Source organism: Candidatus Poriferisodalis sp. (assembly GCF_965204195.1).
GTDB lineage: Bacteria > Actinomycetota > Acidimicrobiia > Acidimicrobiales > Poriferisodalaceae > Poriferisodalis.
Genome location: NZ_OZ241975.1, coordinates 768,851 through 781,637 on the forward strand (window position 1 = coordinate 768,851; position 12,787 = coordinate 781,637).

The window sequence follows — 12,787 nt, forward strand, 5'->3', positions numbered from 1 at the left end:
ATACGGACCACATTTCGCATTGACATGATGAGACCAGGGGGATGCTGTGGCGACCAAGGCTGGAGAGCGTCTGGATTTCGACGGCGGCGTACAGGTCATCGTCACCAAGGGCGGTGAGGCGGACATCTCCGCGTCGTCCGGCGGCGAGGGACTGAAGGTCGGCAAGCGCTACCAGGACGAGGATTCCGGTATCGAGGTGCTCGTCACCAAGCCGGGCGCGGTGACCTTGCAGTGCAACGGCAAGGACATGGCGCTGCAGGAGCCCAAGAAAACCAAGTCGGCCGATTAGGGGAAACCTGCGCCGGCCACCCGAGGGGGTGGTGGCACCCTGAAACGCATCGAGCACACACTGCGAGGCGGCGCGCTGGATCGCGCCGCAGCGCGTGTACTGACTGATCTGTGCACGTCGGTGCGCGAGGCGCGCGAGCCGGTGGTACTTGTGCTGCGCAACGAGCCCGGCAGCGACTTCTGCTCGGGCATCGGCTTCGACCCACTGGCGCTGCAGCCTGACCCGGCGTCGGCATTGGCCGCCGTTCGGAGCCCAGTGGTCTGCGCGATTTCGGGCGAATGCGCTGGTGCGGGACTCGAGATCGCGCTGGCCTGCGATGTGCGCCTGTGCGATGGGAGCGCCCGGTTCGCGATGCGCGAAGCGCTGGAAGGTCGGCTCCCCGCGTGGGGCGGCACCCAGCGCCTGCCTCGTGCGATCGGTGCGTCGCGGGCGAGTTCGATGCTGCTGCTGGGAACCGAAGTCGACGCAGCGACCGCGCTGGAGTGGGGGCTGGCCCACGCCGTCGAGGCCGACCTGGACGAGGCAGTGGATCGCTGGCTGGACGAGCTGGCCGGTGCAGGTCCGTTGGCGCTGGAGTTCGCCAAGGAAGCAGTCCACCGGGGCTCTGAGCTGCCGCTTGCCGACGGCCTGCGCCTCGAAGGCGACCTCAACCACCAGCTCGCAGCAACCGAAGACCGCGCCGAGGGCCTCGCCGCCTTCTTCGACAAGCGCCCGCCTGACTTCTCAGGGCGTTAGCCATGAGAAGCATCAGACACAGCTCAGGGCGTTAGCCATGAGGAGCATCAGACACAGCGCAGGGCGTGAGCCATGAGCGATTGGCTGCCGCTGGGTCTGTTCGACTACGGCGCCGAGCTGGCGGCCGCCGTTGATCGACGACTGGGCACCGATGTGGTGGGCGACTCCCAGCGCTGGATCGAGATGCCCCGCCGGGTCGGGACTACCGACGTGCCGAGCCGACCAGTTGCGTGGGGTGATGGCGCGCTGTGCGTCGACCTCGGACCCGACGACGCGGAGACCTGGGAACGTTTCGCCCATGCGCACCGCGGCGAGTCCAATCCAGAAGCCGTCGCGGTTGCGGCCCAGGAGTGGCGCTTGCCGGTGACGCCGTACCGCCGGATTCCCGTTGCGTCCACCCAGCGGGATCCGATCTCAGCATCCGGCACGACGCTGACAACGTCCGACATCGACCTCGGCGAGTCCGGCGCGGCACGGACCGCATCCGGCATCGGCGGTGTCAACGTGCTGGACCTGACCTCGATGTGGGCCGGGCCGTTGTGCACTGAGCTGCTGGGCCGCGCGGGCGCAGAGGTGCGCAAGGTCAGCTCTGCGGCGCGGCCTGACGGCCTGGCGGGCACGGCGATGTACGACGAACTGAACGCACACAAGACCGCGGTCGAGCTCGACCCCCGGCACCCGGCCGGGCGCCAGAGCCTCGACGAGCTCTTGGCGACGGCAGACCTTCTGGTCACCTCCCTCTCTCCACGGGCGCTCGGCAACCTGGACCTGCTGCCCTCGCAACTGTGTGCCCGCCATCCGCGGCTGCGCACCTTGGCGATCACCGCGTTCGAACCGGATTCACCGGAGTGCGACTGGATCGCCTACGGCACCGGCGTGCACGCCGCCTCGGGCCTGGGCTGGCTGGGCGACGAGCCGCAGGCGCCCGCGTACTCCTACCCCGATCCGCTTGCCGGACTGCTGGCGGCAGGCGCCGCGGTGGATCAGCTTGCGGGCGTCGCACCCCAGCACACGCGTGTGTCGCTGGCGGGCGCAGTGACGCCGCTGGTTTGCCGGGCCTCCTGTAGCAATGGCGCTAACGCTCAGGCTTCCTTTGCCGAGTCGGGCGGTGTTCGGCATGGCTGAGCGGGTACGGCTGGTGTTCGGCCATGACGGCGTGGCCACGATCACGCTGTGCCACCCGCCGCTCAACATCTACGACCTGGACATGCGCGACGGGCTCATCGAGGCGATCACGGCTGTTCGCGACGTACCTGACGTGCGCTGCGTCGTGCTCGCCGCCGAGGGCAAGCACTTCAGCGCTGGCGCCGACCTGTCCGAGTTCGGCACGGCCGACTCGATCTTCGACGCCCGGCGAATCCGCTGGGACCGCGATCCATGGCTGCCGCTGGTGAACCTGCCGGTGCCCACGCTGTGCGCCCTGCACGGCTACGCGCTCGGCTCTGGCCTGGAGATGTCGCTGCTGTGCGACCTGCGCATCGCCAGCGAAGACTCGGTGATGGGCCTGCCCGAGACCAAGCTCGGCATGCTTCCCGCCGCTGGCGGCACTCAGAGCCTCACTGCGGCAATCGGACCGGTGGCTGCCCTGCCGCTGGTGCTGAGCGGCAGCAACATCGACGCCGCGGAAGCACACCGGCTCGGCATCGTCGCCGAGGTCGTGCCGACCGACGAACTCGACAGCCGTACGGCGGAATTAGCGGGTCAGCTCGCCCGGATCGACCGGCCCGTGGCGCGGGCACTGCGCCGCTGCCTGCGCGCCGCGAACGACCTCCCGCTCAACGACGGATTGGCTGTCGAGCGCCGCTCCGCCCGCCTCGTCGCCGCAGGCGAGACACAGGCGCCATAGCTGCGGGCGCGCCTTTCGGACGGCCTGTCAGCGAGAGACGACGCAGAACTCCGAGCCCTCGGGATCGGCCATGACGGTGGCCCGGAAGCCGAGGTGACCGGCGACCTCTTCTGCGGCCGGCACCAGCACCGATGCGCCGAGCGCCACGAGCCGAGCGACCTCGGTGTCCATGTCGCGGGTGAACAGATCGAGGTGTGCACGCAGCTTGGCCGTCTTGGCCTCGGGCACTCGCTGGATCGTCAGGTGGTTGAGCATCCGGCCGCCGTCGGCTTCCGACAGCGTGATGTACGGGCGGCCGTTGCCGACCCGGGTGTTGAAGCCGATGGCGGCCTGCCAGAAGTCGGCGATCCGCTCGGGGTCGGAGCAGTCGATCGTCACGCCTATGGCCCGCAATTGCGGTGCGCCGGCCATGTCATCGGTCGTGTCAGATGTCGCTGCGGCCGTCTCGCTCATGGCAGTGAAAATTACTGCACCCGTTCGGTGCCCTCCGCGGCGGGCAACGCAGGATCGCAGACGAAGCGGATGGCGGGTATCTCGACGTCCTCCAGCGACACCGAGCAGCTCACGACCCAGTACGGATCCAGCAGCGGCTGCCCCCAGGCGGCTGCATCGAATGCGTCGATCCGGGCCGCCAGCCGTTCGACGCGCGAGGGCTCGTGATGCGTCTCGATCTGAACGAGCCGGAGCCCCATTGGCGTGTGCGCCAGGTTCATCGAGCCAACGTGCTGGAGATCGCCCACCGATAGCGGATCGGGGTCGAGTGCGCTGACCGCCAGCATCGGCCCATTGCCGCTGCCGCTGCCGTTGCCGCCGCTGCCGCCCTCGCCCCTGTGGCCCTCGCCGTCGTCGGCTTCCGCTGACACCCGTAGGTCGACCTCGTCGTAGTGCCGTCGCAGCGAGACATCGGCTTGGCGGGCCGGGAAGCCGAACTGCGCCCGCAAGCCCTCGACGGCGCTCTTCGTGGATGCGGCGGCGCCCACGCAGAACGTCCGGGCACGGGCACCGCTGCGGCATACCACTCTGACGAAAGCGGCAGCGAACGGACCCCACGGCGATTCGCCGATGTCCCATGCGAGCAGCGACATGGCAGGCGGCACGATGGGGTGCAGCCCCGGCGGCAGCACTGCTTCACGCGCCGGGCGCCGCAGCTCGGCCACCAGCGACAGCCCAGTGACACCGCCGAGCTGGATGGGCTCGGCGCCAAACTCAGCGATCTCGGGGACGTGTGCGGCCAGCTCGTCGACCGATGCCGTGCCTGAGATCATCGGCCTGCCTCGACCGGTTCGGCCTGCGTCTCGCTGACAGCGGGCCCCGTCGTTGGCGTCTCGACCGGCGCGGCCTGCGCTTGGCCGACATTGGGCACCGTGGTGGGCGCCTGCACCCGGGCAGCCCGCTCGTCCGGTGTCTGGAACTGCGGGATCACCTCGGTCGCGAACAGCCGCAGGCTGTCGAGCACCTGCTGCTGGGGGATCATCTCCATGGCGTTGAGCAGGAAGTTGATGCCGGTCACGCCGACGTCCTCCCACTTGCGGATGGTCCGCACGAGATGGTCGGGGTCGCCGATGCCGACGCCTTCGGGCAAGCCCTTGGCCACGCTCGGGTCATCAGCGGGCGCGCTGCCATTCGGGGTCCCGCGGCTGCGCAATGCGGCGCCCGCATTGCCGAGCGTCTGGTACGCCCGGGTCGGGTACGCCTCGCGGGTGAAGTACAGGTGCGCGTTCGACATGCTGAATGCGCCCACCATCGGCAGGCCCAGCGCCGCCGCCTGGCGGTAGTCCTCGTGGCAGTACAAGAAGTTGAGCGTGTGGACCTGGTCGTTCACGAAGCTGCCGACCGGATCACAATTCGCCACCCGGCGGTAGTACTCCTTCGTACGGCGCTCCTGCTCGGCGAACGGGGCAGCGCTCACCCCTAGGCACCCCAGCCCTCGCTCCGCAGCATCCAGTTCGGTGCCCGGCGTGGTCACGGTCACCCACATCGGCGGGTGCGGCTCCTGGAACGGCTTGGGGATGACGTTGCGTGCGGGCATCTCGAAGCGGGCGCCCTCCCAGCCGAAGTCGTCGTCGGTCCACATCTGCGGGATCACCCGACAGAACTCGTCCCACGTCTTCTTCGTGTCGTCGGGATCGGCGCAGAACCCGCCGAGCTCGGTCCACGTGCTCGACCGGGCCGTTCCCAGCTCCAGGCGGCCGTTCGAGATGATGTCGAGCGCGGCCGCCCGCTCCGCAACCCGGATCGGATTGTTCATCTCGGGCACGCACACCACGGCACCGTGGCCCACCCGGATGCGCTGAGTCTGCGCCGCGACGGCCGTGAGGAACACCTCGGGCGCGGGGCAGTGCGAGTACTCCTCGAGGAAGTGATGCTCCACCGCCCAGACGTGGTCGAACCCCAGCTCGTCGGCCACCCGGCACTGTTCGAGCGCGTTGTGGTACGTCAGCCATTCGTTGGCTCGGCTGAACGGCCGCGGCACCGACAGCTCATAGAAGATCCCGAACTTCATCACGCTGTTCTAGCCCAGCGCCGCCCAACCATGACGGTCGAGACGGCACCAAACGAAGAGGGGCCGGCCGGCAACGCTGGCACGCCTCGTCCCCGTCGAAGCGTCCGGGATTGCAGTTCTTGGATCAGACATGCTGCAATTCATGGCTTGGGCGTGTTGCGAATAGCTGGTTAGTATTGTTGCAAATCACTGAACATAATTGTTGTAAATCACTGAATCGGATGGGTGGAGGAATGCCCAGACGGATCGACTGGTTGCTTGGAAGGGCCGTGCAGCAGGGGAGGCAGCATGCCTGATGCCGAACCCGCTGCAGATTCCGCTGGGTACCGGCCGCGGATTGTGGACACTCTGCTGGCACAGCGGCTTCGCTCGGCGCCTTGCGTGGTCGTGGAAGGGGTGCGCGCATGCGGCAAGACGGCCTCTGCCCGGCAACAAGCCGCGAGCGAAGTGCTGTTCGACACCGACCCCGATGCAGTTGAACTCGCGCGTGTCGAACCCAGGCGCCTGATCGTGGGCCCCGAGCCACGCCTGTTCGACGAATGGCAGGTCGCCCCCGAGATCTGGAACCATCTTCGACGGGCGAGCGACGACGGCGGCCGGCCGGGCAGATTCATCCTCACCGGTTCCGCGGTGCCCGCCGACGACGTCTCGCGGCACACCGGCGCAGGCCGGGTGTCTCGCATCCACATGCGGCCGATGTCGCTGTTCGAAACGGGGCTGTCAACCGGGGAGGTGTCGTTGAGCGGGCTGCTGCGCACCGAGGACGCGGTGGGATCATCTGTGGGCCTGACGCTCGATCACATCGTCGATGCAGTGTGCCGTGGAGGCTGGCCCGGAATGCTCGGTGCCGAACTTACGGAGGCGCTGAGGTTCGTTCGTGATCATCTCGACGAGACAAGACGGGTTGAGATCGCCAACGGTGGCGGCAGGCGACGCGACCCAGCCCGGCTTCGGCAACTGCTCCGGTCGCTCGCGCGCAATGTGGCCTCCGAGGTGGCGATGGCAACGCTGGCAGCCGATGCGGGCGGCGAGAATCCGTTGGACACGAACACCGTGCGGGCTTACCTGGACGATCTTGAGCGCATTTTCGTCGTCGAGGACCAGCCGGCATGGTCGGTGCGGCTGCGGTCGCGGTCGCGGCTGCGCTCGGCGCCCAAGCGGCACTTCGTCGACCCGTCGCTGGCGGTGGCGGCGCTGCGCGCCGGACCCGAACGGCTGCTTGCCGATCTCGGCTTCTTCGGGCTGCTCTTTGAGTCACTCGTCGTGCGCGACCTGCGGGTCTACGCATCGGTACACGACGGCGAAGTGCTGCACTATCGAGACAACACAGGGCTGGAGGTGGACGCCATCGTCGAGAACGGCGCGGGAGAGTGGCTCGCAGCCGAAGTCAAGCTCGGCGGAACGGCCGCGATCGACGAAGCCGCCGGCAATCTGCTCAAGCTGCGTGATCGAGTGGACACCTCCCTCGTCGGGCAGCCGACAAAGCTCGTGGTGCTGACGGCATTCGGCTACGCCTACGACCGTCCCGACGGAGTAGCCGTAGTGCCCATCACCACTCTCGGCCCCTGAACCCGCACATACTTGCGGCGGCGGGCGCGGGCAGTACGAGTACGGCTGGAGGAAACGGTGTTCCACGGTCCGAAGGCAGTGGATCTCCAGTTCGTCGGCCGCTTGGCGCGCCTCGAAGTGGTGGCAACGAGGCGCGTAGGGTGCGAGGGCGCATCCGGCGCTGCCAGAGAATCGGCGAGGGGCCATGACTGAGCGACCTTCGACGGAACGCAACCCGGTCCACCACTTTGTGCTGGTCACCGATGGGCTTGACCTGCTTGACGACGACAATCTCGAAACGCTCTACGAGGCGGGTTGCACCGATGCCAGCATCGGCCACCGCACTGTCGAGTTCGACCGCGAAGCCCCGACTCGTTGGGATGCCATCCAGCAGGCAATTCGAGAAGTGAGCGCGGTCTCCGGATTGCGGATCGTTGACGTCCGCGACAGCATGGACGCCATACCCGCTGCACCGACAGATCACGCGCTCGCGTAGCACTCACGGCCGGTTGCGTTCCCGACGGAGGGCATGACATGGCACAGGTCGTAATCGCCAGGGAGGACGGCGGCAGCGGGGACTGGCTGGCCGAGGGCACCATCGGCGAGTGCGCCTACTTCGCCAACGCCGCCACGCTCGCTGAACTCGAGGCCATGATTCGAGAGGCCGCCGACCTAGCCGGCGCAGAACCCGAGATCGTGATCTCGCCGGAGGCCGTCGCCGACACGGTCACCGCCTGATCCCATCGGCCCACCCCCTGCAGTTCGTGAGCCTGGACTAACGCCTCACTGAGGCGGTCTAACGCGACGGACTCGCCATCGTCCCAGTCTGAACAGGCGGTTCCACGGCCAATCAGGCGCTCAGGGCATCTAGCAGCGTGAACATGCCGGAGGAGGGGTTGTCGTCGGGAAGCACGCGCCCGTTGGTGCTGTGACGTTCGGCGAGGCGACGAGCATGGTCTGCAGCATCTTGGCGCATTGGCAGGTAGAGGCTGCCGTCCACCCGCTTGTTGCTTGTCCCGTCAAGCAGCTGTCGCAGACTGACAGCTTCGGCGGTGGTCATGGGCTGAGACATTCGCTGCCTGTGGAAGATGAGCCACGCTTCGAAGCACGGATTCGAGATGGCCACGTCGATGTCGCTGTTTCTCGCGAGGCTCACCGCGCGCATGAGTGAAGGGTGAGGTTGCGGCTGCTCCACGTCGAAGAGGCACCAGACGGAGTCGAAGCCATCGCCGCCGGGCTGGTTCCGCCTCGGTGCCCGTGCGGCGCTGGCGACCATCTCGATGGGCGGCCGCCCGGCCATGGAAGGGTCGATCTGAATGTCGAAGCGCTGACGCACATGGGGCAGTTCGGCGATCGCGGCGAGGTAGTCGGGCTCGGTGCGACGGCCTTCGGTCATGATGAGCACCGACGACTTCGGCCGTCGTGTAGTGCGCTTGCGGCGATCGAGGCCGCTGGTTCGTCCCGCAGGTCCGCGGGGCGGCGCTGTCACGAGGCCACGCGCTCATCTGCGGGCGTGCCGTCGGGGTCATCGTCGATCTCGGGCACATCGAGCATCCGATAGAGCGCCGCCTGATCGGCGCTCGGCACCGCGCCGAAGCGGCCCTGAAGGTAGGCACGCTCGAGGTTGAGCGACTTGCGGACCCGTTCGCCTTCGAAGTCTGCGAGCGCGTACAGCGTGGTTGCCCCGCCAGCGTCCTTGTCGGTCAGCCAGACCTCGTCGCGGTTGAGCGTGCCGAGCAGCGACGTGTCGTGGGTGGTGAAGATGAGCTGCGCGCCCAACGGGTTGGTCACTGGGTCTCGGAAGGCTTCCAGTACGCGCTTGGTGATACGTGGATGCAGGCTGGCGTCGAGCTCGTCGACGAGGAGTGTTCCGCCGAAGCGCAGCTGCCACAGAACGGCACCGAGAGTTTCGAACCAGCGCTGCGTGCCCTGCGATTCTTCTCCGAGGCCGAACTCGGCGGTGCTGTCGCCTGAGCGATGCCGAAAGCGCAACTGGCGTCCGCTGGCACCCTCAGCTGTGTTGTGCCGTGACTGATGCCATGTCGCCGCGCAGATGGATGGGTCAGCGAGTTGCATCAGGTGCAATGCGGTCGCCTGGAGGTTGGGATCACGTTGCGGTGGCTCAGGATCAGGCTGGCCCGCCTCGGATGGCCACATGGCCTCCCGCTGGTCGGCTTGGACTCCGATCTCATAGTCGTCACCGAAGAGGTCTGTCGCGGAATATCCCAATAGGGCAAGCTGGCGACCTTTGACATCAGCCGCCAGAGTCCCGGCATTGATCCTGTGAATTGCGCCGCATGCGGCTCGGAAGTCAGCGGCACCCAGTCTCCAGCCAGCCGAGAGCACGAGCGTGGTCGGCGTCAGCAGTTCGCGGATGCCGCGCACACGCTCGGTGCCACGCCGAAACGTCGTCGCCATGTCCTCGCGTTCGAAGATGCGGCGGCGGCGACGTTCCGGAAAGCTGTACAAGGCCTCGAACTCCACCCGGTCATCGCCGACGGCCAGGTGGTACTGGTAGCGCACACCCTCCGCCAGCACATCGATACGGAACTCCGAGGGCAAATCGGGGCCTTGCCCGTATCGGTGCGCATCCCGCGGCACGCCCGGGCCCCACTCCCACCAGACACGCCCGATTGAGTCGACCAGCCACGCAATGGCAGACAGAACGTTCGACTTCCCAGACGCGTTGGCGCCGTAGATCCCTGCGGTCGTCAAGACGTGCCTGCCGAGCCGCTCACACCAGCGTGCCCCAGGCCGATCCTCGTCAATGGCGATCATCGAGAGTTCGACTGGCTCCAAGATGGAACGGTGATTGGAAACCTCAACATTGATGAGCACGCCACGCTCCTTGCTGATTTCTGCATTCTCAAGTAGAAACCCGTCAGACAATTGCAGGATAACTGTCGAAATTGTCACTGACGAACGTCGCCGCAGAGGATTGGCGCGCTGCATTATCCCGGCGATGTTGTGGCCGCCGTGTATCGACAACGATTGTCCACCTAGGCAGACTGGCGAGGTGCGCCAGAACACCATGAGCTTTGCGCTTCCCCCCTCGATGCGGAACTACATCGACGAGCGAGTGCGGGGTGGCGAGTACGGCAACACCAGCGAGTACCTGCGTGACCTCATCCGGCGCGATCAGCAGGCCGAGCAAGCACGCCGCTTCCGCACGTTGATCGCTGACGGGCTCGAGTCGGGTGAGGGTCGTCCGCTCACGTCCAAGATCGTCGACGAACTCCGCTTCCAAGCGTTCGACCGAGCCGGGTGAACGACATCCGGCAGCGCCTACTGGGAGGTGCCGATTTGGTCGAACGAAGCGGGTACTGCCGGTCCGAGGGCAGCGAGATCGACGGTCTACGTTTCTTCGACGCTGCGATCGGGGCATCGCGAGACGTCGGGCGCACGCCTCGCGCAGGCACTCCGCGGATCGAAGAGATGGCAGGCATCGACGGCCTGCGGTCCCGCCGGCTGGGACGCCTTCCGTGCATCTGGTTCCGCTTCGAGCGGTGCGATCACGTAGATGTGGTTCGCCTCCTCGTCTATGCGCAAGATCTCGAAACGACCCTGGGCGACCTGAGCCAAGACCGTTGAGGCGCAAGCCGTTGCCACCAGCCGGCTGGACTCGATCAAACCGACCATAAGCCGCCGGAACCCCGCGGCGTATCCCCTCGATGCCATAGAACCTCGTCACGGCGCATGCCAACAGAACCCATCAACGGACCCGCGCGAAACAGTGAGGATGCGTGTGGGGAGCGGGCAGTTTCTGGTAGTAGGCGTCGGCTCATGCACCGGCAGTCTCATGACATGATGAGCTAGCCGATATACGGTACGCCGAGACGACGGGGAGGATTCCGTGGCTCACACTTCCTCGGATTCCGAGCCGACGCTGACAGATTCGGCAAGATTGCCAGCTGCACGCCTGCGCAGGCTGTCGACATGGACCATTGTGCTGCTCGTAATTGGCGCCATGTGGAGCTTCGGCCGCTCTGCAGCACACCTCGGTCGCGCCCAATGGTTTCGTGATTACTGGGCTGGCCTGGATCCTGATTTATCCATGCTGGATTCGGCAGAGAGAATTCTGAACCTCGGCCGTGTCCTGACATTCGTCTCATGGCTCTCCGGGTCCATTCTGCTGGCGGTTTGGTCACGTCGCGCAACCAAGAATCTGCGATCTTGGGGACAAACAACCACATGGGGGCCGGGATGGGCCGCGTGGGGTTGGTTCGCCCCAATAATGTGGTTCTTCGTTCCATATCTCGTCGTACGAGCCGCCTTTCGACAAGCTCCGCAAGATTTGCCCCGGAAGCGGAGTCAGAAGTCCCTCAGCATCATGTGGACTGTCTGCTTCTTTGGATTTTGGATCGCGTTGGCAGCACTCAGCTTGGCAGAGCAATGGTGGCCAAGCCCCTACGTGCCTGACTGGACTGTCGCAGAGGTCGAATCCGCTATTCGTAGCGACGCATTGAGTGCCGCAGGCGCGCTCCTGCTTTGTGTAATTTCAGTGCTGACGTTCGTAGTAATTCGCGCCATATCGAATATGCATGATCCGCGAAACCGTGAGCGTTCTTGGCACGGCGCGATACTCCAGCGACGACCACGCCTGTTGCGGCTAGCAAAACTGATCGGACTCGCATATCTCGGGCTTATTCTGGTCATGTTGCTTGTTTGGAGCATCATTACTGGGTTCAGCGGACTCGGCGACCGCGCGCCCAGTGCATCGGCAACGACAACAGTTACTGAGGTAACAGCCGGGGGACCAACAAGCGCCAATCCCGATGCACCCCAAGACAACTCGTGGTCTGTAAGCGATTGCGTTGCAATCGCTCCTCACGTTGACACGGTCAGAAAGGTGCAGTGCTCTTCCATGATTGCCGGTGGTGATGTGGTCGCAGTGGTAGCAGACATCGATCATTGCCCTCTGGTCGCTGATCTGGGGCTTGAGATCGGAGCGGGCCGCTTTGCTTGTATTGACGACTGGAGCTACGAAGTGGAGGACGCTTGGCAAGTCGGCGCTTGTGTGACGTTTGAAGGTGATCTGGTCGAACCCGTTGACTGTGCGTCGGATCGGGTGAAGGGCCATGTCATCGCGATCACATCGGATCCGGACCAGTGCCCGGCGCCTACGGACTCCTATGTCCACTACGACGACGACAAAGTTGCATGCCTGAGCAACACCGAAGGCACCTCTGCACCTGCCGCGACTCGCGACGCTCCTGAGCAGTACGAGTTCAAAGAAGCAGAAGAGCGCGCGTACATTCGGTCACTGGACTGGGGGGCAAGAGCCCGTCTGAGGTACAGGATGCTCGCATTGGTTGGCGAGGATGTCATAGACGACTGGACTTACCAGGACTTCATGGAGGCCTTGACAGCTCGGCAGCCGGGGACTCGTGAGATGGCCTTGCAGTCCAAACTGGATGAGCAACTGATACGGGAATTGTTCCAAGCTGCCCGCTTGTCGATGCAGCTGGGGGATACCAGCGGGTCCTTTGCGCCGTCGCAGCTTGGGAAGGTAACGGGCGCGGATGCGCAGGCTGTGTCGTCGCTAATCGAGAGCTTGGAGGCGCGCTCTGAGGGTCCTCAGCTCAATGGCCCGCAGATCAACTTGATTGATTCAGCCTACTTGCGATCCGTGTTGGATCAGCAGTTTCAGTTGCGTGTTGGCAGGAAAGCGTCGTCGCGGGAGCAGCAGTCGTTCGTGAACGAGATTCACGCGGCGCAGCGTGCTGGCTTGACTGGGGCGTCACTTGACCCGGTTGCTCGGGCTGGCGAGTTCGCTGAGCAGGTGGATCCATTTGGCGCTGCGGCGATGAAGCGGCTGAATGCGGCGCGCACGTTCCGTGAGGCGATGCAAGGGATGGGACAATGA

General features: G+C 65.6%; 15 protein-coding genes. 10 read left to right on the plus strand and 5 right to left on the minus strand.

Features of this window, described 5'->3' with window-relative positions:
- Positions 1-46: 46 nt before the first annotated feature.
- The 4 genes from ACOGI8_RS03435 to ACOGI8_RS03450 all read left to right on the plus strand — a co-directional run bounded on the left by ACOGI8_RS03435 (position 47) and on the right by ACOGI8_RS03450 (position 2,870).
- A complete protein-coding gene (locus ACOGI8_RS03435; protein WP_419855495.1) occupies positions 47-289 on the plus strand; it encodes a hypothetical protein in 243 nt (80 codons plus the stop codon).
- A gap of 141 nt (positions 290-430) precedes the next feature.
- On the plus strand, positions 431-1,024 hold the full coding sequence (locus ACOGI8_RS03440; RefSeq protein WP_419855496.1) for an enoyl-CoA hydratase/isomerase family protein: 594 nt from the start codon (positions 431-433) through the stop codon (positions 1,022-1,024).
- A gap of 72 nt (positions 1,025-1,096) precedes the next feature.
- Positions 1,097-2,149 carry a CoA transferase gene (locus tag ACOGI8_RS03445; RefSeq protein ID WP_419855497.1) on the plus strand — a complete coding sequence of 351 codons (1,053 nt, stop codon included), beginning with the start codon at positions 1,097-1,099 and terminating at the stop codon, positions 2,147-2,149.
- A complete protein-coding gene (locus ACOGI8_RS03450; RefSeq protein WP_419855498.1) occupies positions 2,142-2,870 on the plus strand; it encodes an enoyl-CoA hydratase/isomerase family protein in 729 nt (242 codons plus the stop codon). Before ACOGI8_RS03445 ends, ACOGI8_RS03450 begins: the two co-directional genes overlap by 8 nt.
- 27 nt (positions 2,871-2,897) lie before the next feature.
- On the opposite strand, the gene ACOGI8_RS03455 is transcribed toward ACOGI8_RS03450, so the two are convergent.
- Genes ACOGI8_RS03455 through ACOGI8_RS03465 form a run of 3 tightly spaced genes read right to left on the minus strand, consistent with a single transcriptional unit; the run spans position 2,898 to position 5,373 of the window.
- Positions 2,898-3,323, minus strand: a complete 426-nt coding sequence (locus ACOGI8_RS03455) for a VOC family protein (RefSeq protein WP_419855499.1) — start codon at positions 3,321-3,323, stop codon at positions 2,898-2,900.
- 11 nt (positions 3,324-3,334) lie between these two features.
- Positions 3,335-4,135 (minus strand): hypothetical protein, encoded by an 801-nt coding sequence (locus ACOGI8_RS03460; RefSeq protein WP_419855500.1) that lies wholly within the window; start codon positions 4,133-4,135, stop codon positions 3,335-3,337.
- On the minus strand, positions 4,132-5,373 hold the full coding sequence (locus tag ACOGI8_RS03465) for an LLM class flavin-dependent oxidoreductase (protein WP_419855501.1): 1,242 nt from the start codon (positions 5,371-5,373) through the stop codon (positions 4,132-4,134). The genes ACOGI8_RS03460 and ACOGI8_RS03465 overlap by 4 nt, the downstream gene beginning before the upstream one ends.
- A gap of 288 nt (positions 5,374-5,661) precedes the next feature.
- Between ACOGI8_RS03465 and ACOGI8_RS03470 the strand changes: the two genes are divergently transcribed.
- The 3 genes from ACOGI8_RS03470 to ACOGI8_RS03480 all read left to right on the plus strand — a co-directional run bounded on the left by ACOGI8_RS03470 (position 5,662) and on the right by ACOGI8_RS03480 (position 7,659).
- Complete coding sequence (locus ACOGI8_RS03470; protein ID WP_419855502.1) at positions 5,662-6,942, plus strand: ATP-binding protein; 1,281 nt, start codon at positions 5,662-5,664, stop codon at positions 6,940-6,942.
- Positions 6,943-7,126: 184 nt separating this feature from the next.
- Positions 7,127-7,417, plus strand: a complete 291-nt coding sequence (locus tag ACOGI8_RS03475) for a hypothetical protein (protein ID WP_419855503.1) — start codon at positions 7,127-7,129, stop codon at positions 7,415-7,417.
- A 38-nt stretch (positions 7,418-7,455) separates the two neighbouring features.
- A complete protein-coding gene (locus ACOGI8_RS03480; protein WP_419855504.1) occupies positions 7,456-7,659 on the plus strand; it encodes a hypothetical protein in 204 nt (67 codons plus the stop codon).
- A gap of 112 nt (positions 7,660-7,771) precedes the next feature.
- Here ACOGI8_RS03480 and ACOGI8_RS03485 read toward each other — a convergent pair whose 3' ends face one another.
- On the minus strand, positions 7,772-8,317 hold the full coding sequence (locus ACOGI8_RS03485) for an RloB family protein (protein WP_419855505.1): 546 nt from the start codon (positions 8,315-8,317) through the stop codon (positions 7,772-7,774).
- Positions 8,318-8,406: 89 nt separating this feature from the next.
- A complete protein-coding gene (locus ACOGI8_RS03490) occupies positions 8,407-9,954 on the minus strand; it encodes an AAA family ATPase (RefSeq protein WP_419855506.1) in 1,548 nt (515 codons plus the stop codon).
- Between ACOGI8_RS03490 and ACOGI8_RS03495 the strand changes: the two genes are divergently transcribed.
- The 3 genes from ACOGI8_RS03495 (at position 9,938) to ACOGI8_RS03505 (ending at position 12,787) form a co-directional block, all read left to right on the plus strand.
- Positions 9,938-10,189, plus strand: a complete 252-nt coding sequence (locus tag ACOGI8_RS03495) for a type II toxin-antitoxin system ParD family antitoxin (RefSeq protein ID WP_419855507.1) — start codon at positions 9,938-9,940, stop codon at positions 10,187-10,189. The genes ACOGI8_RS03490 and ACOGI8_RS03495 overlap by 17 nt on opposite strands.
- Positions 10,190-10,224: 35 nt before the next feature.
- Positions 10,225-10,512, plus strand: a complete 288-nt coding sequence (locus ACOGI8_RS03500) for a type II toxin-antitoxin system RelE/ParE family toxin (protein WP_419855508.1) — start codon at positions 10,225-10,227, stop codon at positions 10,510-10,512.
- Positions 10,513-10,774: 262 nt separating this feature from the next.
- On the plus strand, positions 10,775-12,787 hold the full coding sequence (locus ACOGI8_RS03505) for a DUF4328 domain-containing protein (protein ID WP_419855509.1): 2,013 nt from the start codon (positions 10,775-10,777) through the stop codon (positions 12,785-12,787).